Origin of the sequence: Novosphingobium silvae, assembly GCF_009856825.1 — a bacterium.
Lineage (GTDB): Bacteria > Pseudomonadota > Alphaproteobacteria > Sphingomonadales > Sphingomonadaceae > Novosphingobium > Novosphingobium silvae.
Window position 1 is genome coordinate 113,796 of sequence record NZ_WVTD01000009.1, and the last position, 18,282, is coordinate 132,077.

General features: G+C 63.4%; 32 protein-coding genes and 1 tRNA gene. 13 read left to right on the forward strand and 20 right to left on the reverse strand.

Annotated features, from left to right (window positions below):
- Nucleotides 1-25 precede the first annotated feature (25 nt).
- The 18 genes from GR702_RS13165 to GR702_RS22775 form a co-directional block, all read right to left on the reverse strand.
- Nucleotides 26-895: a glycosyltransferase family 32 protein gene (locus tag GR702_RS13165; RefSeq protein WP_160986348.1), complete on the reverse strand. Its 870-nt coding sequence runs from the start codon at nt 893-895 to the stop codon at nt 26-28.
- 244 nt (nt 896-1,139) lie between these two features.
- Entirely contained in the window at nt 1,140-1,322 is a 183-nt protein-coding gene (locus GR702_RS13170) for a hypothetical protein (RefSeq protein WP_160986349.1), read from the reverse strand.
- A 185-nt stretch (nt 1,323-1,507) separates the two neighbouring features.
- Nucleotides 1,508-1,906 carry a hypothetical protein gene (locus GR702_RS13175; protein WP_160986350.1) on the reverse strand — a complete coding sequence of 133 codons (399 nt, stop codon included), beginning with the start codon at nt 1,904-1,906 and terminating at the stop codon, nt 1,508-1,510.
- A 5-nt stretch (nt 1,907-1,911) separates the two neighbouring features.
- A complete protein-coding gene (locus tag GR702_RS13180; RefSeq protein WP_160986351.1) occupies nt 1,912-2,208 on the reverse strand; it encodes a hypothetical protein in 297 nt (98 codons plus the stop codon).
- Nucleotides 2,205-2,804 (reverse strand): lysozyme, encoded by a 600-nt coding sequence (locus GR702_RS13185; RefSeq protein WP_202408248.1) that lies wholly within the window; start codon nt 2,802-2,804, stop codon nt 2,205-2,207. The genes GR702_RS13180 and GR702_RS13185 overlap by 4 nt, the downstream gene beginning before the upstream one ends.
- A gap of 83 nt (nt 2,805-2,887) precedes the next feature.
- A complete protein-coding gene (locus tag GR702_RS13190; protein ID WP_160986352.1) occupies nt 2,888-3,283 on the reverse strand; it encodes a hypothetical protein in 396 nt (131 codons plus the stop codon).
- A 718-nt stretch (nt 3,284-4,001) separates the two neighbouring features.
- Nucleotides 4,002-5,666, reverse strand: a complete 1,665-nt coding sequence (locus GR702_RS13195) for an arabinofuranosidase catalytic domain-containing protein (protein WP_160986353.1) — start codon at nt 5,664-5,666, stop codon at nt 4,002-4,004.
- Complete coding sequence (locus GR702_RS13200; RefSeq protein ID WP_160986354.1) at nt 5,659-6,045, reverse strand: hypothetical protein; 387 nt, start codon at nt 6,043-6,045, stop codon at nt 5,659-5,661. Before GR702_RS13200 ends, GR702_RS13195 begins: the two co-directional genes overlap by 8 nt.
- A 69-nt stretch (nt 6,046-6,114) precedes the next feature.
- Nucleotides 6,115-6,684 carry a hypothetical protein gene (locus GR702_RS13205; protein ID WP_160986355.1) on the reverse strand — a complete coding sequence of 190 codons (570 nt, stop codon included), beginning with the start codon at nt 6,682-6,684 and terminating at the stop codon, nt 6,115-6,117.
- 8 nt (nt 6,685-6,692) lie between these two features.
- Nucleotides 6,693-7,340 (reverse strand): terminase large subunit domain-containing protein, encoded by a 648-nt coding sequence (locus tag GR702_RS13210; protein WP_237449696.1) that lies wholly within the window; start codon nt 7,338-7,340, stop codon nt 6,693-6,695.
- Between the two features lie 151 nt (nt 7,341-7,491).
- Entirely contained in the window at nt 7,492-7,980 is a 489-nt protein-coding gene (locus tag GR702_RS13215; RefSeq protein ID WP_160986357.1) for a hypothetical protein, read from the reverse strand.
- A 125-nt stretch (nt 7,981-8,105) separates the two neighbouring features.
- On the reverse strand, nt 8,106-8,405 hold the full coding sequence (locus GR702_RS13220; protein WP_160986358.1) for an HNH endonuclease signature motif containing protein: 300 nt from the start codon (nt 8,403-8,405) through the stop codon (nt 8,106-8,108).
- Between the two features lie 220 nt (nt 8,406-8,625).
- Nucleotides 8,626-9,099: a hypothetical protein gene (locus GR702_RS13225; RefSeq protein WP_160986359.1), complete on the reverse strand. Its 474-nt coding sequence runs from the start codon at nt 9,097-9,099 to the stop codon at nt 8,626-8,628.
- A 158-nt stretch (nt 9,100-9,257) separates the two neighbouring features.
- Nucleotides 9,258-9,617 carry a hypothetical protein gene (locus GR702_RS13230; protein WP_160986360.1) on the reverse strand — a complete coding sequence of 120 codons (360 nt, stop codon included), beginning with the start codon at nt 9,615-9,617 and terminating at the stop codon, nt 9,258-9,260.
- A 48-nt stretch (nt 9,618-9,665) separates the two neighbouring features.
- Complete coding sequence (locus GR702_RS22560; protein WP_272916676.1) at nt 9,666-9,791, reverse strand: hypothetical protein; 126 nt, start codon at nt 9,789-9,791, stop codon at nt 9,666-9,668.
- Nucleotides 9,791-10,318 carry a helix-turn-helix transcriptional regulator gene (locus GR702_RS13235; RefSeq protein ID WP_160986361.1) on the reverse strand — a complete coding sequence of 176 codons (528 nt, stop codon included), beginning with the start codon at nt 10,316-10,318 and terminating at the stop codon, nt 9,791-9,793. The genes GR702_RS22560 and GR702_RS13235 overlap by 1 nt, the downstream gene beginning before the upstream one ends.
- A gap of 2 nt (nt 10,319-10,320) precedes the next feature.
- On the reverse strand, nt 10,321-10,785 hold the full coding sequence (locus GR702_RS13240) for a phage regulatory CII family protein (protein WP_160986362.1): 465 nt from the start codon (nt 10,783-10,785) through the stop codon (nt 10,321-10,323).
- Nucleotides 10,782-11,066 carry a carph-isopro domain-containing protein gene (locus GR702_RS22775; RefSeq protein WP_419880302.1) on the reverse strand — a complete coding sequence of 95 codons (285 nt, stop codon included), beginning with the start codon at nt 11,064-11,066 and terminating at the stop codon, nt 10,782-10,784. Before GR702_RS22775 ends, GR702_RS13240 begins: the two co-directional genes overlap by 4 nt.
- Between GR702_RS22775 and GR702_RS13245 the strand changes: the two genes are divergently transcribed.
- Nucleotides 11,034-11,744 carry a LexA family protein gene (locus GR702_RS13245; RefSeq protein ID WP_237449697.1) on the forward strand — a complete coding sequence of 237 codons (711 nt, stop codon included), beginning with the start codon at nt 11,034-11,036 and terminating at the stop codon, nt 11,742-11,744. The two genes, GR702_RS22775 and GR702_RS13245, sit on opposite strands and share 33 nt — an antisense overlap.
- Here the strand turns inward: GR702_RS13245 and GR702_RS13250 are convergent.
- Nucleotides 11,728-11,913: a hypothetical protein gene (locus tag GR702_RS13250; protein ID WP_160986363.1), complete on the reverse strand. Its 186-nt coding sequence runs from the start codon at nt 11,911-11,913 to the stop codon at nt 11,728-11,730. The two genes, GR702_RS13245 and GR702_RS13250, sit on opposite strands and share 17 nt — an antisense overlap.
- Nucleotides 11,914-12,143: 230 nt before the next feature.
- On the opposite strand from GR702_RS13250, the gene GR702_RS13255 reads away from it, so the two are divergent.
- The 12 genes from GR702_RS13255 to GR702_RS13300 all read left to right on the forward strand — a co-directional run bounded on the left by GR702_RS13255 (nt 12,144) and on the right by GR702_RS13300 (nt 18,107).
- Complete coding sequence (locus GR702_RS13255) at nt 12,144-12,455, forward strand: hypothetical protein (protein ID WP_160986364.1); 312 nt, start codon at nt 12,144-12,146, stop codon at nt 12,453-12,455.
- Nucleotides 12,452-12,949 (forward strand): hypothetical protein, encoded by a 498-nt coding sequence (locus GR702_RS13260; RefSeq protein WP_160986365.1) that lies wholly within the window; start codon nt 12,452-12,454, stop codon nt 12,947-12,949. Before GR702_RS13255 ends, GR702_RS13260 begins: the two co-directional genes overlap by 4 nt.
- A complete protein-coding gene (locus tag GR702_RS13265) occupies nt 12,942-13,412 on the forward strand; it encodes a hypothetical protein (RefSeq protein WP_160986366.1) in 471 nt (156 codons plus the stop codon). Before GR702_RS13260 ends, GR702_RS13265 begins: the two co-directional genes overlap by 8 nt.
- On the forward strand, nt 13,409-13,624 hold the full coding sequence (locus GR702_RS13270) for a hypothetical protein (protein ID WP_160986367.1): 216 nt from the start codon (nt 13,409-13,411) through the stop codon (nt 13,622-13,624). Before GR702_RS13265 ends, GR702_RS13270 begins: the two co-directional genes overlap by 4 nt.
- Complete coding sequence (locus tag GR702_RS22565; RefSeq protein ID WP_272916677.1) at nt 13,621-13,755, forward strand: hypothetical protein; 135 nt, start codon at nt 13,621-13,623, stop codon at nt 13,753-13,755. Before GR702_RS13270 ends, GR702_RS22565 begins: the two co-directional genes overlap by 4 nt.
- Before the next feature lie 210 nt (nt 13,756-13,965).
- Nucleotides 13,966-14,286 (forward strand): hypothetical protein, encoded by a 321-nt coding sequence (locus tag GR702_RS13275; RefSeq protein ID WP_160986368.1) that lies wholly within the window; start codon nt 13,966-13,968, stop codon nt 14,284-14,286.
- Nucleotides 14,286-14,465 (forward strand): hypothetical protein, encoded by a 180-nt coding sequence (locus GR702_RS13280; protein WP_160986369.1) that lies wholly within the window; start codon nt 14,286-14,288, stop codon nt 14,463-14,465. The genes GR702_RS13275 and GR702_RS13280 overlap by 1 nt, the downstream gene beginning before the upstream one ends.
- Before the next feature lie 3 nt (nt 14,466-14,468).
- The gene (locus tag GR702_RS13285) at nt 14,469-15,908 is read left to right on the forward strand and encodes a ParB/RepB/Spo0J family partition protein (RefSeq protein ID WP_160986370.1); all 1,440 of its coding nucleotides are present in this window, start codon (nt 14,469-14,471) and stop codon (nt 15,906-15,908) included.
- Nucleotides 15,905-16,204, forward strand: coding sequence for a hypothetical protein (locus tag GR702_RS13290; protein ID WP_160986371.1), 300 nt, complete (start codon nt 15,905-15,907; stop codon nt 16,202-16,204). The genes GR702_RS13285 and GR702_RS13290 overlap by 4 nt, the downstream gene beginning before the upstream one ends.
- Nucleotides 16,201-16,773, forward strand: coding sequence for an MT-A70 family methyltransferase (locus tag GR702_RS13295; RefSeq protein WP_160986372.1), 573 nt, complete (start codon nt 16,201-16,203; stop codon nt 16,771-16,773). The genes GR702_RS13290 and GR702_RS13295 overlap by 4 nt, the downstream gene beginning before the upstream one ends.
- A gap of 138 nt (nt 16,774-16,911) precedes the next feature.
- Nucleotides 16,912-17,181 carry a helix-turn-helix domain-containing protein gene (locus GR702_RS22780; protein ID WP_419880303.1) on the forward strand — a complete coding sequence of 90 codons (270 nt, stop codon included), beginning with the start codon at nt 16,912-16,914 and terminating at the stop codon, nt 17,179-17,181.
- Nucleotides 17,064-18,107, forward strand: coding sequence for a tyrosine-type recombinase/integrase (locus GR702_RS13300; RefSeq protein ID WP_160986373.1), 1,044 nt, complete (start codon nt 17,064-17,066; stop codon nt 18,105-18,107). The genes GR702_RS22780 and GR702_RS13300 overlap by 118 nt, the downstream gene beginning before the upstream one ends.
- Before the next feature lie 19 nt (nt 18,108-18,126).
- Here the strand turns inward: GR702_RS13300 and GR702_RS13305 are convergent.
- Nucleotides 18,127-18,183, reverse strand: a tRNA-Thr gene (locus GR702_RS13305).
- Nucleotides 18,184-18,282 lie beyond the last annotated feature (99 nt).

Sequence of the window (18,282 nt, forward strand, 5' to 3'; positions counted from 1 at the left end):
CTCCACTGAGAGCGCTACGAACGGCTTACTGCGAAGCTTTCCGCATTGCCTTGCGCCTCCTCTTCCAAGGGTGCCAAATCGAAAGAATCGCGACCTGCCTTGCTGTGGCATACAAGCGATGGATCCGTTCGTTGATGATATGAATTCCGGAACCCCGCACGATGCCATCCAGTCGGGTGGTGTAATGATCTTTGAACAGGTGATAGTGAGCCGAGTGAGCGTCTTTCGCCTTCGTGGACGCATTGTATCTCAGCCCAAGATCCGCCTCGCTTCCAACCAGTCGGTGTGGGTGCAGATGACGTATGGGATCAATCGCCAGGGTGAATGCAACCGGACCGGTCAGCCTCACAACCCCAGCCTTCCCGATACCATCGCGCCAAGGCCCATATTTGTCGATGTTCTTGCTTACGTCAGTTATCACCTTCCTAAGGAAAGGATGGCGAGGTCGGCAGATTATGTGCCACTGCTGAAACTCTCCAGCAGGGATGGAGCTTAACGCCTTGTGCATGCCGTATGACTCGTGAGCTTGGCCCTTGCCGTTGCGCCAGTTAGCCAACACAAACTCATCATCTGACTTGATTACGTCGTCTAGCGGCGCGGTACAGAAGCTTTTGATATCCAGATAGACGCCCCCAACCTGGAACATGAGCATATATTTAAAGAAGTCCGCGCGAGCCGCTCCGTAACCAGGATTGATACTTAAGTACCTATCCAGAACAGATACATCAAAGTTGTCAGTAAGAAACCTCACGATATCTACATCGTCGTAGAACCTATATTCCCAGTCCGGGTTCATCTTCTTTGTCTGCGTTTCAGATTCTGATAGCTCTTTAGGAAGATCCCTGCTGTGATATGTCTGATGGATAATCTTGGGAATCTTGTTAGACTGGGTCAAGACAATCGCACCTTCATGATCATCACTTCTGACGCGAGTCTACCCTCAGCTTGTTCTTCTGTCCACGCACAGAGCACGCTCCGATGATTTCTCCCGGGAATACGGCATAATTTGATCAGTCGGCTGCCCTCATAGCGGAGGCACCGAATGTCTTTGGGTGCCGCAATCTCTCGGGTGCAGGCGCGTCTCTGGCATTTTGACGCAGTCAAGCGGCCTGAATTTTCTTACAGGGTAGAAAGGTCTTCTACCTGGTAGGGCATACCAGCTTTTCCATGTCGGTCCGCTCATAGAACCGGCACAGGCGAAGGCCCGCATCCCGTACCCGGTCGCCCCATGCCTCGATCGCCGAGTTGTAACGAGCGTCCGCGCTCGGGTCCGTGAGGATCGCGGCGGTCGGCTTGGGCTTGTCTTCCGTAACTGCGATCAAGTCCGCGGCCGGGGGAAAGGTCGGCGCGGTCGTCTTGCATGCTGCAAGTGCGAATAAGATTAGGACCGATGATCGCTTTGCCCTACAAAGCGCCCGAGGGGACGGAAAACGATTTCCCGTTGCGTTCCCGGGGGCAGGTGTCAGGTCGGCGGCGACTCCCAACTCGCTTGCTGGCCTGATACTCATCAGCATCTCTCCCGATAAGCCGCCATCTTCGCCAGCTCGGCCGCGCTGTAGGCCTGCCGCATCCTCACGCAGTTCAACGCCACTGCGGTCGGCGCCAGTGTCGACCGTGCTTCAGGGGCCTTGGCCTGTTCCATCGCCTCGGCCTTGGCGATTGCCGCGTCCCTCTGATCACGGAGGCGCTGGTTCTCGAATGCGTCCGTCACACGCTCCTCGGCCGCCTTCTCCAATGCGGGTGCGGCGGCGGCTTTCACCTCCGCTTCATGTCTCTCGATTACCTTCGCATCGCGATGAACGAGCCACACCCACACCACCGCGACGGCGCCCGCCGCCAACGCCCCACAAATGGCAGCTCGGCGAAAAGGCTTGGCTATGTCCAGGCGGCCAAGAAGCATCGCCAAACCGCTCATCCTGCCAACTCCGACTTCGCGGACGGCGACCCGGTCGCCTCGATCGCGCGCGCGGCCGCCACGTTGCGGTCCTTGATAGCCACTGCCGCCGCAGTGCCGCCGGCCACCACCGCCAGCCCGCCAGGGAAGGCGAGGCAGTAGGCGGTGATGTCGAATTCGCGCGCGCGGCCGATCACTTCCCAGCCGACGAACACGTTGGCGCAGACGACATAGGCCATTCCGCCCACGAACCCGACGAGCCGGTTGAGCTCGATCTGGTTTCCCGCGCCCCGCAGTACGGTAGTCCAGCTCACGCGTAGTCCCCCGCCTGGTAGATCGCCGCCTCGCGCGCGCGGCGGGCCTTCAGCCCCGCCATCGGCTTGCCGTCGTTGTAGATCCAGCGGCCGAACTGCTCGAGCACGCCGGAATGATCGCCGGCCTTGTGCCTGGCGAGCAGCGTCGAGGTCGCAAAGGCATTGAGGCCGACGTTGTAAGCGAATGACACCAGGGCATCGAACTGCTGCTGCACGGTGGGGGCATCACCCAGCTTCGCCTCCACGCCCGCCTCGAAGCGCCGCAGATCGGCAAGGAAGCGCGCTTCCGCCTGCGCCTGTGTCCATACCGTGCCCCGCTTGATGTCGGGGCCCGTGCTGCCGAACCCGATCGTCCATGGGTTCCCATCCTTGCTGCCCGGGTCTGGGTAGGCGACGAGCTTGCAACCTTCCTCCTGCTTCATCGCCCTGATCCCGGCAGGCGACACGTCGTAGCGGCCGTCGGCCGGCACCGACAGCTCGCCACCGCCGTCGGCCAGCACGAGCGCGCTGTTGATGAGGTCCACGTCCGCCTGGGACAGCTTGCCGTTCATCAGGCGGATGGCATCGAAAAGGGGCTTGGGGTTCTTCAGGGGCATAGGTCCTCCTTTCCGCAGGCACTGCGCTTGCGGATGGCGTTCGGGTGAAGGTGTGTGAGTGTCGTCCGGCGCGGGGCGCCGGTTCAGGTCTCGCGCTTCGCGCGGTCTGCGATGCGCTCGGCAGCGAGGATGGTCTGGGCGCGGTCCCGAGCCTCGGAATAGCCTTGCTGGCGCGCCTCTAGCTGCATCACCTTGGCTTCTGCCTCGGCGTGCTTGTGCTGGCATTCCGCCAGCTGCTCGCGCAGATCGAGGATCTCGCCCTCCGCGCGGTCAAGGCGGCCGGAAACCCGGGCCAGCTCGGCACGCAACTGGTCGATCACGAAGCGCGTGTCGGCGTCGAGCCGGTCGGCCCGCTTGTCCATCCGCCCGCCGACATACTCGAAAGCCCACTTGATGATGCCGAATCCTCCACCGGCGGCGGCTCCTGCACCCAGCCATGCAGGCAGCGTGTGCGGGATCATGGAAAGGAAGCCGTTCATAGCAATTCCGGCATGATCTGCTGGATGGTGTCCATCTCGTACCTTACATGTTGTTGAACAGAGCACTGGCTGGTACTGCCAAGGTCCTCTCAATTAGAGGCTACCCGTGGCTATATTCCCGACCTTGTACAAAGCGCTCAAAGACCTTCTCTGCTGGCCGTGGAGGTGCGCGTACGGCAACCTTGAATGCGACCCTGACCATCGATGCCGGGACTGCGTTCGCATGAATCTTTAGGGATCAGCGTTCAAGCCACATTTGAGCTTCAGGAGCAGTATGTGGTAGCTACGAGATCTTGAGGTTTAGGAGGTTTAGTGACTTATTTCTCAAAGCTACGCGAGATTGTCGCTGATTTCTACTCTTGGCGCTGGAAGTGCAACTATGGCAATGCTCGCTGTACTTCTAACCAGCGTTGCAGAGAGTGTGTTGAGTTCGAGCAGTGGTGAAAAGTATGTGGCAACGGCCTAGCTAGTGGCTCTGCTCGATGTTGCCGGTTTCAGGCGTGGGGGTGGCGCTTGTGTGGGAGCGGGGTGGACGTTGCTGCGCGGCTCTTCGTTACCGAGGGCTCGCCGTGGCTATCTTCATCACGCTGTATAATGCAGTTTCCGCCCTTTTTTCCAAGCCGTGGACCTGTCCGCATGGCGTAGCGCGCTGCACCCTCGAGAACTGCTGCCAGGGTTGCGAGGCGGACCACGACGCCACCTTCTGGTAAGTCGCGGCTCACCAGCCCTTTCCTACGATAAACGCCTTCTGCATGGGGGCGACGACGGCCGACACACCGAGTGCATTGGGGTGAAGGTCGTCGTGCGAAATGGCCGCAGGGGGAGCCCCGGTCGTGTTGCCGCCATACGTCGACATGGCCTGCGCGAGTTCGATCACATTGTTCGGAAAGGTTGCTCGCAGAAGGTTGTTGAAGGCGGTGATGTTGTCGTTTTTCGACGTGCCGGTCACGGCCGACTGCTGAGGAATCACGGTGTTGAAGCCGATCCTTTTGCCGGTCGGCATGTAGTCGTACATTTCTTGATACTGGCTGATGTAGAGTGCGTGGTTCGCTGTCGTGTCCTCGACGTCATCGTTGATGGTGGTCTGAACGAGAACAACGTCGGTCGGGTCGATCGTCTGGGCCTTGAGCGCGGCGAGGGCGGCGGCCGTCGTCGTCCCTGCTACCGCATGGTTTCGGACACGGCGATAGGGATCGAAGCTATCGGCCAACACCTTCTGGATCCGCTGATTCGGGTCCGCGATTTGCGGCTCCTGAAAGCGGCTGTCACCGAACAACCGGATCAGCGAAGGGACCGTCGGTGCCACGTATCCCGGCGCGTACTTCGCCATCTCGCGATCCACATAGGCCGCCTCGTCATTGGTGAGCTGGCGATCCCACGCGACGAAGCCGACAAGGCTGATCGGGAGGCCGGATGGATTGGTGTTGTTGATGCGAACCGACAAGCTGCTCGTGTCCGGCGTCTTCACTACCTCGTTCATGACGATGCTCTTGTCGGCACCGTTGGTCATGACGGCATTCGAGCCACCCCGGAAGTTCGTTCGATGCAGCGCCCGGAACCAAGTGTTGAGCGTGAGCGGATCGGACTTCGGCGTCAGGTATCCGCCGGTGAAATTGTCGTGGGTGGTGGAGTTGCCCCTGACTGTCAGGTCGCTGTCGATCTCGAGTGCGACACGCCGCGAAGTGCCTGAGGTGCCCTGCGAGAACCAGAATAGCGGGCGCCCGGTCGTTATCGCGGCATCGACTTTCGCCAGGACGCTATAGGACACGGCATCCTTGTAGCGGGTGTACGGCCCCCACGCCGCCGTGGGCTGAAAGTTCTGCTGGACCGTGAAGGTAGCCCACGCGAACGTGCCGCTGATTGTCAGCGTCGGCTGCGTAGCATTGCTCGTCTGCGTCCAGTTCTTTGAGCCTCGCTGATCGTAGAAGGTCTTGATGCTGGCGGTGCTGCCCGCGAGCCACGTCGTGATTTCGGCCGTGTCTACCCAATCGGAGCCAGCAAGGGGATAGAAGTCCCGCTCCACGTTGTCGCTCGAGCGGCGCAGGCGAACCAGAGGGCCGAGGTAGGTCGATACGAAGCGAACCGTGCCGACGATGCCGTAAATGCCAGCGACCACTTCCAGTGGGCGGGGGCCGGGAGTAAGGCCGTTTTTCGCAGCTTCGGCGTTGGCCGCTGAGGTCTCTGCAGCCGTCTCCGCGAGCTCACGCTGCGTGGTTGCCTGCGCGATCTGCGCAGCACCCTCGGTCTGGACAGCCTCAACCGCTTCGTCGCGCGCAGAGTCGATCGCCGGCACGGCTCCGTCGGCGATGCCTTCGATGCGCTTCGCCGCAGCCAACGCCAGGCGCGCGCCCGGGCCAACGAAATCGAGCTTGATGTCAGCCATTCACTTCGCCTTTCATCACGTAGTCGCCAAACAGGATGGTCGTGACCGCATCGGTCCCCGGATCGCCCGGAAGCCTGTTGAACTTGAGCTGGTAGAAGAGCGTCAGCGGCTCGTTGCCTGGCAAACCGCCCAGACCGGCGACGGCGGTGCGCACGCTGGCCGCAGGCGCGAACACCTCGACGATGGAAGTCACAACGCCATCATCGTCCTCGATCACGTCCAGCAGATCCACGCCTGCCGTCACGAGCGCCGGCTGCTCGGCTCCCGCCGACAGTTCGAAGGTGATGGTCACTCCCGTAAGGTCATATCCCACTGCCGAGACGACGTGCTTGATGTCGTCGCCGAGGATCCCGGCGAGCGCCAAACTCTGAGCTTCCATGTGATGAATCCTATTCCTCGATCGCGATGACAACTGCCGCAGCGCCGTGGGGCCTGATGAACCGGCCCATCAGATGATCGTCCCGGATGCTGCAGGAGAGATGGAGAGCAGGTTGTCGGCGGCGTCGTAGATGCGCACCCACCACCAGTAGGTTCCGGGCGTCAGCACGTCGTCCTCGAACACCTTGGGCTCGTACAGGCCGCCGGTCTCGTGATCCGACACGGCAACGCTGGCCGAAGGATTGCTTGTCGTGCCCCGGAACACCACGGCGTATGACCAACCTGTGATCTGGGGCATCTGCCAAAGCACTTTCGGCGGATTGCTTGAGAGATCGGCGGTCACGTTTTCGGCCATCGGCACGGCCGCTGGAACTGTAACCGGCCCCAGGATCAGGCGATCGCCGTCGCCGCTCTGTGCCCGATAGCGGATCGATGCCTCGTACGGTGTTCCGGCCGTGATACCGGTGATCTCCTTGCGCGTGATCGTGTTCGCCTCCAGGCCCGCCCCGATCCAGTTCTCGTCCTCATCGGCCTCTGCGGAATAGACCCGAAAATCGAAGATCACCGCTTGCGTGTTGCCGTCCTCCACGCTGCCGGAGATGACCAGCGCCGGCACGCTCGACGAGCTGGACGTCAGCATGCTCGCGCTCAGCACCCACGAAGCAGGATCGGGCGCGGTATGTCTTCGATCACACCGTCACGAACATCGCGAAAGTACGACAGCTTTGTCTTGAACACGCCAGCGGGTGGCTCGTCAGAATGGGTGGAAAGGTAGAGGGTCCACCCTTCCGGTCTAGCCGCCTGGCCGCCGGTTGCTTCTTCCAGCATGCCCTCGGCGCCAGCCTTCTTGCCGAAGATCCACAACTCGTCGACGAGCACAAAGCCCGCTTTCTTGCCACCCACGACGCCGCTATCTGCCGCGACGATCTTCAGCTCTGCTCCATTGACCCGGTGCTTGATGATCCGCTGGTTGTCGATGACATGCAGCAGGTCGGTAAGCTCCGGGTCGGCACGAACCATCTTGGCTGCAGGGCCGAAACTGTTGTTTGCAATCTCGATCGTCGGTGCCAGCACAAGCAGTTCCGAGCCGTGCCGCCAGTTCAAGATCAATGCGGTCAGCATGATCCCGGCCGCGATCGTCGACTTGCCGTTCTTCTTGCTGATAAGCAGCATCGCTTCCTTGATGCGGCTCTCGCCGGTATTCGGATCCTGCGAACCGAACAGGGCCGCAACCAGGTCAAACACGAAAGGCTCGCAAACCTCGCCCATTGTGGGCCACGTGCCGTCCCGCCGCATGGGCAGGTCCGTCATCTGCAGCGACTTGAAGACCCCCAGCGCCTCCTCTGCCTTGTCCGGAAAGAGCGGGGGGCATGCCAGCAGGCTTTCTCGCGCGACGATCCGTTCTGCCCAGTCGGGGCAGGCAGTTGTCCACGCGCTCATCGGGCAGTCAGTTCAGCAGCAACGGCGGTGCCTCGCGGGGCGCAAACCTGCCTTTTACACCGGCAGCGGCGGCCTGCCGCTCCTCTTTCTTCCCCAGGCGTGTCGGAGCAGACTCCGCCCTGCGATGCTTGACGTTATCGCCCAACACCTTGACCTGCTCCGCCTGGATCATCCCCGCCAGCGCCTTCTCGGCCGGCACGTTTCCGGCGATGGCCGCCTCGGTTAGTCGGGCCAGCTGCTCGGACTTGACCTTGAGGGCCATGACATCGCGAGCAGCAACCTCTGAAAAGTAAACCTTGCGCAGGGTGGGCTGAGACAGCCCAATCACCTTGGCTACCATCTCGACCGTGTGCCCACATGCGAACAGGTTGCAAATACGCACGGAAAACTGCCGATCCCAGACGTGCGCAGGGCGACCTCGCCCCCGCACACGCTCTGCAGGCTGAGGGCCGAACAGCCCATCAACCATTTTCGGGTCGTCAGAATTCTGATCCACGCAAAAAAAATCTCCGAATGAGAGGGGCGGCGGTGATGGGGCCGCCGAGCCTCCGAATTTTCAACCACCCCCCTCCGTTCAGCCTTGAGGGCCGTTGCCTGAATGGCGGCGGGGGCCAGCCCAGATCACCGACCGCCGCGCGCCCGCTTCGCCCGCGCCTCGGCCGTCTTCGTGTTGTGGTGGGGCTGGCAGAGCCACTCGAGGTTCGCCGGGTCCAGGTCCGCGCCGCCATCCTTCCGCTCGACCTTGTGATCGAGGATCAGGCGTTTGGTCGATCCGCACACCGCGCACCACTTGTTGGGCTGACGCCTGCGCGCCTCCGCCCATTCCGCCGAATGGTAGAACCTGTCGGCCACCTTCGGCATCGCCTTCACTCGCGAGGGCAGGGCGCCGAGACGCGCAGGCATGGACTTGAGGCGACCCATCACGGTTCCAAACGACAACGGGCGACAGCGGCCGAAGCCACTGCCGCCCGCCACTCAGGGGGAGAGAGCCAACCGCCGTCCGGCACACGTCGATCAGCGTGCCCAAGGCATACCCCCGAAACCTGTTCAAACGGACACCCATTATTTTCGTGTTCAAAATCTGAGACTCTTGACGCATTGAACACAGGATCAACCACGAGTCGCAGACCATGGCCCTTGTTCAATTTCCCACCGCAACCCGGTCCAGCGCCACGGCAAGGCGCCCGATCGCGCGCTCGTACGCCTTGCGCATGCCGTCGCTGGTGGTGGGCAGCACCGCTCCGCGCGCGAGGTTGTACAGCTCGCCGCGCTGCGAGCGGAACACATGATCCCACCCGAACCCATCCGGCCCGGGCCAGCGCTTCATCACGATCACCCTGCCGACCAGCGGCCGGTGCCCTTCCGGGATCGCGTTGGCCAGCGGCCGTTCGCCCGTCAGCATGCGTTCCACCAGGTTCGCGCAGCGCCTGGTCAGCTGGGGCGAGGGGCTGGCCTCCACGTCGGCATAGTCGGACTGCAGATCCCGCACGATGGCCGGCCATGCCGTGCGCTGCCCCGCAGCCAGGAAGGCACGCTCGCGGTCGGGCATCGCGCCCAGGTACTCGACAGCAGCGGTGAGCGTATCCTCAGCCTCTTGCCACGTTACCACCGACATTTTCTTCCCCTTCTCAAACAACAAAACATCAATGACGGAGGGACGGACGGTTCATGCGCAAAAGACCCCTCGCATGATGCGCATAGGCGCGCATGAAGGTGATGGGGGGCTATTGAACCGTCCGTCACCGTCCGTCAGCGCGGAAAATGCGTTCCGGTTCAGCCGCTTAGGCGAAGGATGGTTTCGCTTTGTTCCATCCGTTCAACCCACCGTCGCACCGTCCGGCGCGAGGGCTTCGAAGGCGAAAAGGCCGCTCGCCGCACCCTACCAAGCCGCCGCGCGCCCGCAAGTGACGGACGGTTGTCCGGCCCGTCGCGGTCCGCCGTCGCGCAGCTGCGGGTCGCCCAATGGTCCAGGTCACTGGCCATCACGGTCAATTGCTGGTCGGCAATCTCGATCAGCACATGGGCCAGCACCGGGATCGTGCTGCGCGCCTCGACGATTTCCAGAACGTCCTTCAGCGCGCCGTGCAGGACTGAAGCCTGGACGCGCGTCTTCGGACTACGCTTGGTAGCCATTTTCACCTCATCGTTTTCAGCTGCAATCGGGACCGGCGGGCGCCGGGATCAGGATCGGACCAGCAGCCGGGCCAGACCCCAGGCGAACCCCAGCACCGCCCCGCCCAGCGTGATCGCAAGCGCGACCGCGTAGAGAGCAAGGGCAGGGCAGGGGTGTTCGTTATCCTCGTCCATCACAGGCTTTCCTCCTGCCTCAGGATTTCGACAAATCGGTTCACGCCGTCGCGCCGCACGCGCACGAAACCGCCTTCCACCAACAGGCGCAGGCGGTAATCCGCGGCGTTGCGCGTCGGCAGGTCGGCCCGCTCGGCAAGCAGGTCCAGGCTGGGCAGCATGCCCCCGGCCTGCGCGATATCGGCCAGCACGTGCAGCAGCTTCGCCTCGGGGCGGCCCTCGATCGGGCAGGCCGACGATGCGGAGTTCGCCCGCGTCGTCGCGCCGTGCCGCTTCTGCAGGAAATACCGGAAGCCTCGGCCGCTTTCCTCCCGCTCGCGCAGCAGATGGCACAGGCCCTCATCGTGCCACGCGCGCACCAGCGATGCGGTCGCGGCCGAAAGGCTGACGGCCGGGCCGATGGCATAGGTCACGCGCTCGCCGGCCCGCGCCTTGCGGAACATGCGCTCCAGCTCGCTCGCATCGACGTACGTCGTCAGCGGTCCGATCTTGTAGTGCGCGCTGTCGCGGTTGAGCCGGCCGGACATCTCTATTCGGCCTTCCCGATCGCGTCCGCCACGGCGCGAAGGCGGTGCAGCGCGGCAACCGCTTCATCCACCTGCAGGATGATCCGCTCGCGGTCGGCGGCGCAGACCTTGCCGTCGCGGGTCGCATCGCGGATTTCGGTGGAGATATCGCCGAACTCGGCGCTCGCATCGATCAGCGCGTCGGTCAGGTCGTCTTCGCCCACGGCCACGTCCGGCAGGCGGATGCACACATGGCCCAGCTCTGCCGCGAACGCCGAAAGGATCGGCGGGCGCTGGCCCTGGGCCACGCACACTTCATCCAGCGCCAGTGCGCAGTCCAGCGGCGGAAAGGCGTCGTGGTTCAGGTTGTTCCAGTCCCCGGCGACCGAGCGCTTGCGCCCGGCCGTGATCCCCGCGCCATCGACACCGCCGCAGCCCGAGACTGCTTCGCGCACCGCGCGCTTGATGCGGGCGAGAGCGGCGATCATGCGGCACCTCGGATTGCCTGCGAACCGGACAACTCTGCACACTGTCCGGTCGACGGGGCCTGCTGCGCTGCGGCATCAGCAGCGCTATGCGACAGATCTCCCAAATCTTCAGGCAGCTCACGCCCGGCAGCGCTAGCCGCAAGCCGCAAGTGCGCCATCCGCGATGCAGGAATTCCGATACGCCGCCAGCTATGCACCGTCGACGTGGGCGCTTCTATCATCCGCGCGACGGCCGAGGTGCCGCCTAGATGATCGATCACCAGATTGGCAGAGATGTTCATGCCCAGAGTTATGCGATGATCGCAAACTATCTGCAAGAACGATTTTGCGATATTAGCGATTGCGATAATCGCAGGGTGTTGGTTGATGCTTCCATGAACCCGGAAGACATCAAAGCCGAGCTCCGACGCAGGAACATGAGCCAGCGCGACTTGGCTGAGGCGGTAGGTATGAGTGAAAACCACCTCTCGAAATCGCTGGCGGGAAAGCGACAATTTCGCTTGGTGGAGATGGATGCGATCCGCTTAGAGCTCGCACCTGCGCCGGATCATCAAACCCTGCGAACGATACCTTTGCTTGGCGCTGTTCCAGCAGGAAAGTTCCGCCCCGAGGAGCAACGGGGAGGGCGGCGCATTGCCGTTTCAGATCCGAGCACTCCGCCGAATGCTTATGCCCTTGAGGTGGATGGCGACTCGATGGACTTGATCGTGCCTCACGGTACGACGATCATCATCGACCCGGATGACAAGGCTTTGTGGCCGGGCCGACGGTACATCATCCAGACGGACGACGGCCAGACCACCTTTAAGGAATTTCAAGCAGATCCCGCCCGGCTTGTCCCCTGCTCGAGCAATCCCGATCATAAGGAGATCCCGCTCGGGGGAGAACCCATTACGGTGGTCGGACGGGTTTACTCGTACACCTTGCGGGATGTGGATTTGCCTAGGCGCATTTCCTGACGAAGCGCTCATGAACCTCTTCGATCTCGCCTGGCACTGATACGAAGAAGTTTCCCCACTCGTCGTAATCACCTAAGCCAAGCTCGAGCGCATCGTGCTCTGCCTGTCGCTTGAGCGGGCGCCAGGGCCCCTTGGCTTCGCCGAACATACGCACTCGGTAGTATAGCATCCGCGACCTCCTTTCGAATCAACGCCCTAAGGGTACTGCCATAAAGAGAACAAAAGTTGAACAGAGTTTGTGAGCGGGTTCGGGATCTGAGGCCAAAGGGGTAGCTCGGCGCCTATCGAAAATCGCATACCGAAACCCCGATTTGCGAACATAGCAAAATTTACCTTGACGCTAAGTTTGCGATGATCGCATATTAACTCCAACAGGCACCCCGCCTGCTGGAGAACGCCATGCTGAACGTCAGCGCCCCGTACCCGCACGCCGGGTCCACCGCCTACATCGACGACATCGACTGCCTCGGGAACGACATCGTCCGCAAGGTGCGCATCATCGCGCACAAGCCCGAAGACCTGGTGCTGATCGGCATCCGCGATCGCCTTGCTCCGCGTGAGGCCGCCAGCGGCAACCGGACGGTTCCGCTCTCCTCGCTGCGCGAGACCGAACGGCCCGAGCAGCATCAGTCCGAACATCTTTCCCAGCCCTCGGGTCGCACCAGGGGCCCTCGCTCGACAGGAGCGAAGGCAGGGGAGCGCCGCCGGTGAGCCTCGCACTCGCTCATGACGAGGCCATCGGCGCCGCCGTCTCCCCCGATCTCGCGCGCCTTGGCCTTCTCGCCGAAGAGTGGAAGGCCGCGCAGGAACACCGCCGCCGGGCCGGCGAAGAGCTGATCGCGGCGCAGGAGCGCCTGCGCAACGCCATCGCCTCGGTCGACGCGACGGAGGCCCGCTTTCGCGAGGCCTGCCCCGTGGCGTTCGGTATTCCTGCGCCGACGTCTAGCCTGCACCCGGTCGAGGCGTGGCTGACGGCACGCTGCGATACGTCCGACCGCTTCGCCGCGACACGATCATCGTATCTCTACCGTGATTTCATCGAGTGGGCTGTGAGCACCGGGCTGCCCCAATGCGATCCATCCCGCTGGACATCGACGCGCTTCGGACGCGAGCTTGCAGACAGGGGTTATACCCGTTCGAAAGATCGCAGCGGCAACGCACTGCGGGTCAGCATTCGGCTGCGCGGGGAGTCGGGCTGTGCTTGATCCCACGAAGCTGGCGGCCATCGCGCTCGACGAGCACGAACGCCGCTCCGCCAGCGCCAGGCGCCAGGTCGATGCAGGTCGGCTGCCCGGTCATGTCGCCCAGCGCGAGCTTGGCCCATGGCAGGCCATTGCCGTCATCTGTGGTGCACCCGGCGTTCTGCACGCGGAGGTCACCGACTACCGGCGCACCATCGTGCACTATCCCGGCAATGGCGGGCCTGCGGTCTATGGACACCTGCTGTCGGAGCAGGATGCCCGGTGGGATCTCGCCTGCGATCTGTGCCCGCCTTCCGTCTGGCGCGCCGCTCTCGCGAAAGCGCGGGACGCGGCGCTGGGCAAGGCGACCACGCCGGAGCGCGTCCAGCGCGCGCGCAACCTGTGCATTCTCGCCCGCGCACTGGACGTGCCGCTGACTGCGGCTTCGTGCGCCCGGCCCGTCCAGTCCGAAAGGAAAGCGGCGTGATCCACCCCCTCGATCTCTGCACCCCCGGCGCGGCGCCCGGCGAGACGAATCCGCACTTCGAGCCATCTGATCTTGTCGACGATCAGGGCATGACGGCGCGCCTTGAGGCGTGGTTCCTCTACGCCAACGTGCTGTGGGTGTTGCTGGCAACCCTGCTGTCGATCGGCCTGCCCTGCATCGCCCTCCTGGCCATCGTCAGGTTCTTTTCGTGACCATCCAGCCCCCCGCTGGCCCGGGCAAGACGTACCCCCGCTCGGGCCGCACGAGGATCGTCGTCGCCGGCGCCGCCATGACGGCGGCGGCGATCCTCACCTTCCTGCGCTGGATCGTCGATCATGGCTGAATCCGCATGACACGTCCGCTGCCCTTGCATCCTTCGCATGCACTCCGCCCGGGACGGTATTATCTCGATCTGCACGGCCGCCTGCACGCAGCAGCCTTGCCGGGCGCGCGCACCGTCGCGATCGTGACTGTTCGGTTGAAGCCGCGTTCACCGGGTTCGGCGCTGGAACAGGTTGCACCTGCAGCCCGGGAGCTGCCGCCGACACGACCGATGGCGCGCAGGTCCCGGCCGGCCCCGGTCTTCGTTCCACCGGCAGAACTGCCCCAGCCCGGCGAGGAGGACGCGGCCGTTGCCGAGTTCGAGGCGAAGCTGAAGGCCATCCGTGCACGCCGCGCGAAGTCCGCGACGATGCAGTCGGAGCCGAAGCTAAACGGCCCGGCCGTTGCCGCCGCACACCGCGCAAAGCCCCTCGGCCCTGAACCGAAGAAGGCTCCGACGCGCCGCGCGCTTTCCGACGGCGAATGCCACCGCTGCGGCGTGCGCACCACGATCGGATGCGACCACTTCCTGCCGTACCGGGGCGATGGGTGATGCCGCCCGCCTCGATCAAGGCGGTGCCGATCGACGACGCCGCCCGCGATGGGCGCTTCCAGCTCGTCTTTGCCGATGGTCGCTGCGCTTTGGTCCGGTTCGCCGGCGAACACTGGGTCTTCTCCAGCGGCATCCCCTTTCCCGAGCAACCCACCCTCTATCACCCCCGAAAGGACTGACGCATGTCCGCCACCGCCGAACCCGACTTCTCCGACCTGGTTGAAGGCCTGATCTCCCCGATCCCGCTGAACCGCCTGATGCTGTCCAGTCTCAACGTCCGCCAGACCGAGCGCGCGGCCGACGTCGACTCCCTCGCCGAGGACATCGCCGCGCGTGGCCTGAAGCAAAACCTGGTTGTTGTCCCTGCCCACTTCACCAGCGGCGAGGCTCTGCCCGAGCAGATGAACGGTGAGCCGCTGGCCTCGGGCGGGAAGAACGTGTGGGAAGGGCGCTTCGAGGTGATCGCTGGCGGCAGGCGTTTTCAGGCGATGCAGTTGCTGGTTCAGCAGGAACGGCTGTCGCCTACCTACCCCGTCCCGTGCATGATCGAATTCCGCGACGAAGCGGCCGAGACATCCCTGTCGGAGAACCTGCATCGCGTCGCCATGAACCCGGCCGACGAGTTCGAAGCCTATCGCGTCATCGTCGATCGCGCGACGAAGCAGGGCCTTGATCCCGATCCGGTGGCCTACTGCGCCAAGCGCTTCGGTGTCACCGTCAAGCACGTCAACGGCCGCCTGCGCCTCGCCACCCTCGCGCAAGAGATCCTCGACGCTCTGCGCGCCAACGAAATCGGGGTGGACAGCGCGAAGGCCTACGCCGGCACCGAAGACCACGCGCTGCAGCTGAAGGTTTTCGCTGGCCAGAAGAAATCCACCTGGAAGCCCCATGACGCACAGCAGGTCCGTCAGGCGCTGCGGGGGGAAACCTTGCCGCTGTCGAATGCCCTTGTGAAGTTCGTCGGCCTCGATGCCTACCTCGCTGCTGGCGGACGCACCGAAGTCGAAATGTTCATGGGCACGGAAGGGGAGGAACGGCTTGTCGACGTCAAGCTGGTGAAGAAGCTCGCCGCCACGAAAGCGGATGAACTGGTTGCCCCAGCGGCGAAGAAGGACGGCTTCGCGTCAGGCGTGCTCGCCGCAGGTGTCGGCAAATACAATGCCACGTGGCCCAAGGAGCCAAAGGAGATGGAGCGGATTCCTAGCTGGGGCGATCAGCCGACCAAGGCTCAAAAGAAGAAGTGTATCGGCGTCTACGCGATCGATGACGAAGGCAAAGGGCTCGAGCACATCGGCACCTTCCGCCCGATCGAGAAGAAGGCAGCGCCAGCGCCCAGGCGCGACTGGGCCGCAGAGCACGCCGCCGAGCAGCGAAAGGAGCTGATCGAAACTCGCGCCGGACGAATGGCGCTGCCGCCCTTTGCCGGGACGCCGCTGGAGGGACGAGCTTTCTGGCCGAACAGCGAGTGGCACAGCGGCATCGAGCCCGACGACACCGACGACAATTTCAAGTTCGTGGTCGTGCACGTGCGCGTCCCGGTTGCCGAGATCGAATCGAACCTCGCCGAGGCCGAGCGCCTGGTCGATGAAGAACAGGCGGCAGCGCAGGAGCAGGGCGCATGACGAAGAACGATCGGGTCGTTCCGCCCCTGATGCATTTCCCCACGCACGAAGAGGGCCTGAAGCGATGCTTGGTCATGACCAGCACTGCCGTTCACACCGCGACCCTCCCATCGGGCGCATCGTTCGCGGCGCTCGTGATCAACGCGCCGCAGCACCCTTGCGGCGCCGCCGTCCTGATGGACCGTGCAGAAACCGAAGCCATGATCGCTCTTCTGCAGAATGCCTTGGATGATGCCGACCGCCTGAATGCCGGGAAACGTCCGCTTGCTCGTCGAGAAAAGGGATCACTGCAATGACGTGGCCTTTCGGCGCCATGCGCCCGTTCTCCTATGGCGCGCTGCTGGTCGATCCGCCCTGGCACTTCGCCAACTACTCGGAAGGCGGCGAGATGAAGAACCCGTCCGCCCACTACAAGTGCATGTCGCTGGAAGACATTGCCGCTCTGCCGGTCGCCCACCTTGCCGCGCCTGACTGCGCCCTGTTCATGTGGGCGACAGCGCCGCTCCTGCCCGAGGCGGTGGAGCTGCTGCGGGCGTGGGGGTTCACCTTCAAGTCGGCCGCAGCCTGGGCGAAGCAGTCAAGCACTGGACAGGCATGGCACTTCGGCACGGGATACGTGTTTCGTTCGGCCGCCGAGTTCGTCCTGGTGGGCACGATCGGCAAGCCCAAGGTCCAGTCGCGGTCGGTGCGCAACCTGATCGTCGCGCCCGTGCGCGAGCACAGCCGCAAGCCCGACGACCAGTACACCATGGTCGAAGCCCTCTACGCCGGCCCTTACGCCGAGATCTTCAGCCGCAACAGCCGACATGGCTGGGACTGCTGGGGAGACGAGGCAGGCAAGTTCGCGGAGGCCGCGGATGCGTGATCCCGGGCACACGGCCGAGGGCGAGCGCTGGCAGGACAACCCTTGGGTCGTAGCTGTCAGCTTCGATGTGCACCGCGGCAACATCGATGCGGAGGTTTCGGGGTGACCGCAGAGCGCATCCAGATGCCGCCCCCGCTCATGACAGAGGTAGAGGCCGCGAAGTGGCTGGCCATTTGTCCCCGGACGCTGCGCACCTTGCGGCAAGAGGGAAAAGTTACCTACGTTCAGATGAAGTCGGGAATCAGGTACACGCTCGACGATCTGCAAGCCTTTGTCGAAAGCCAGCGTACATGCCGATCTACCGCCGCAAAGGTTCCCCGCACTTCTGGATGTCGATCTCCATCCCCGGGCGTCCTCGATTTCGAGGCAGTACGGGCGAGACGAACGAGAGGAAGGCGCGGCTCGTAGAGGCGGAGACAGAGCAGAAGCTCCGGGCCGGACTGAACAAGCCCGCCGCGTGGAGGATTCGGGAGTGCTTTGCCGCCTACTGGGAAGACCACGGGCAGCACCAGGCGACCGAGGACGACATCTTCCGCTCCCTCGAGATCCTGAGCGCGCACTTCGGCGCGGATACCGAGATCGCCGGAATCACCAACTCGCATGTGATGGATTTTCGGGCTCGGCGTCGCGGTGGCCTCATCAAGGTTGGCGATCGGGAGTTCGGCACGGTGAGCGCCTCCACCGTTAACCGCGATCTGGCCTACCTCAAGGCAGCGCTGACCTGGGCGAACGAAATGCACGGTCAGCAGATACCGGCGCTTGCGTGGAAACGCCTGCGCATGGCTGAGCCCGAGCACCGGGTCCGCTTCGCTGGCGCAGATGAGTATTCGCGGCTGCTGCAGGGGGCGCACGCCAGCGTCCAGGCCATCATTGTCGCTGCGGTGACCACGGGCCTGCGTAAGGACAACATCCTGAGCCTAGACTGGCATCAGATCGACCTTGGCCGCAGCACCATCACCATTCCGCGCACGAAGGGTCGCAAGCCGCTGGCGGTTCGAATATCGCCTCCACTGGCGGCCGTGCTCGGGCGAACGCCGCCGGCCGAGCGCGTCGGCAAGGTCTTCGACACGACCAACTTCCGAAAGCGTTTCGCGGGCGCGATCAAGGCCGCAGGCCTGGTCGACTTCCATTTCCACGATCTGCGCCACACGTTCGCCAGCTGGGCCCGTATGAACGGCGCCGATCTTGCCGACATCTGCGATGCACTCGGGCACAGCACGGTGGCTGTCACAATGCGCTATGCCCATATCAAGCCGGATGCGAAGGACACTGCTTTCGACAGGGTAGGCACGATGCTGCAGCCCCACAGAAACAGGCGCGTGTCACAATCCTAGGCACAATGATCTAAAAAACGGCGGATTTCCGCCAAAACCTGACCGATTACAAATCAGGTGCTCTACCAACTGAGCTAAGCCGGCGCGCCTTCGTGGCGGTTGAGCGCCCTTACCGCGAGCGGGGGGCGCCGGTAAAGTCCAAACTCTCGCCGTCGGACGAACCCGCCGTCTGTTC

Coding starts and splice junctions, on each gene's coding strand:
- GR702_RS13190 (WP_160986352.1), bottom strand. CDS start 3,283: ATGAACGGCTTCCTTTCCATGATCCCGCACACGCTGCCTGCATGGCTG.
- GR702_RS13230 (WP_160986360.1), bottom strand. CDS start 9,617: ATGGCTACCAAGCGTAGTCCGAAGACGCGCGTCCAGGCTTCAGTCCTG.
- GR702_RS13200 (WP_160986354.1), bottom strand. CDS start 6,045: ATGGAAGCTCAGAGTTTGGCGCTCGCCGGGATCCTCGGCGACGACATC.
- GR702_RS13210 (WP_237449696.1), bottom strand. CDS start 7,340: ATGCGGCGGGACGGCACGTGGCCCACAATGGGCGAGGTTTGCGAGCCT.
- GR702_RS13280 (WP_160986369.1), top strand. CDS start 14,286: ATGCCGCCCGCCTCGATCAAGGCGGTGCCGATCGACGACGCCGCCCGC.
- GR702_RS13295 (WP_160986372.1), top strand. CDS start 16,201: ATGACGTGGCCTTTCGGCGCCATGCGCCCGTTCTCCTATGGCGCGCTG.
- GR702_RS13250 (WP_160986363.1), bottom strand. CDS start 11,913: ATGCTATACTACCGAGTGCGTATGTTCGGCGAAGCCAAGGGGCCCTGG.
- GR702_RS13240 (WP_160986362.1), bottom strand. CDS start 10,785: ATGATCGCCGCTCTCGCCCGCATCAAGCGCGCGGTGCGCGAAGCAGTC.
- GR702_RS13235 (WP_160986361.1), bottom strand. CDS start 10,318: ATGTCCGGCCGGCTCAACCGCGACAGCGCGCACTACAAGATCGGACCG.
- GR702_RS13245 (WP_237449697.1), top strand. CDS start 11,034: ATGATCGATCACCAGATTGGCAGAGATGTTCATGCCCAGAGTTATGCG.
- GR702_RS22775 (WP_419880302.1), bottom strand. CDS start 11,066: ATGAACATCTCTGCCAATCTGGTGATCGATCATCTAGGCGGCACCTCG.
- GR702_RS13205 (WP_160986355.1), bottom strand. CDS start 6,684: ATGCTGACGTCCAGCTCGTCGAGCGTGCCGGCGCTGGTCATCTCCGGC.
- GR702_RS13185 (WP_202408248.1), bottom strand. CDS start 2,804: ATGCCCCTGAAGAACCCCAAGCCCCTTTTCGATGCCATCCGCCTGATG.
- GR702_RS13255 (WP_160986364.1), top strand. CDS start 12,144: ATGCTGAACGTCAGCGCCCCGTACCCGCACGCCGGGTCCACCGCCTAC.
- GR702_RS13285 (WP_160986370.1), top strand. CDS start 14,469: ATGTCCGCCACCGCCGAACCCGACTTCTCCGACCTGGTTGAAGGCCTG.
- GR702_RS13220 (WP_160986358.1), bottom strand. CDS start 8,405: ATGGGTCGCCTCAAGTCCATGCCTGCGCGTCTCGGCGCCCTGCCCTCG.
- GR702_RS22780 (WP_419880303.1), top strand. CDS start 16,912: ATGACAGAGGTAGAGGCCGCGAAGTGGCTGGCCATTTGTCCCCGGACG.
- GR702_RS13290 (WP_160986371.1), top strand. CDS start 15,905: ATGACGAAGAACGATCGGGTCGTTCCGCCCCTGATGCATTTCCCCACG.
- GR702_RS13300 (WP_160986373.1), top strand. CDS start 17,064: ATGCCGATCTACCGCCGCAAAGGTTCCCCGCACTTCTGGATGTCGATC.
- GR702_RS13225 (WP_160986359.1), bottom strand. CDS start 9,099: ATGTCGGTGGTAACGTGGCAAGAGGCTGAGGATACGCTCACCGCTGCT.
- GR702_RS22560 (WP_272916676.1), bottom strand. CDS start 9,791: ATGGACGAGGATAACGAACACCCCTGCCCTGCCCTTGCTCTCTACGCG.
- GR702_RS13275 (WP_160986368.1), top strand. CDS start 13,966: ATGGCGCGCAGGTCCCGGCCGGCCCCGGTCTTCGTTCCACCGGCAGAA.
- GR702_RS13195 (WP_160986353.1), bottom strand. CDS start 5,666: ATGGCTGACATCAAGCTCGATTTCGTTGGCCCGGGCGCGCGCCTGGCG.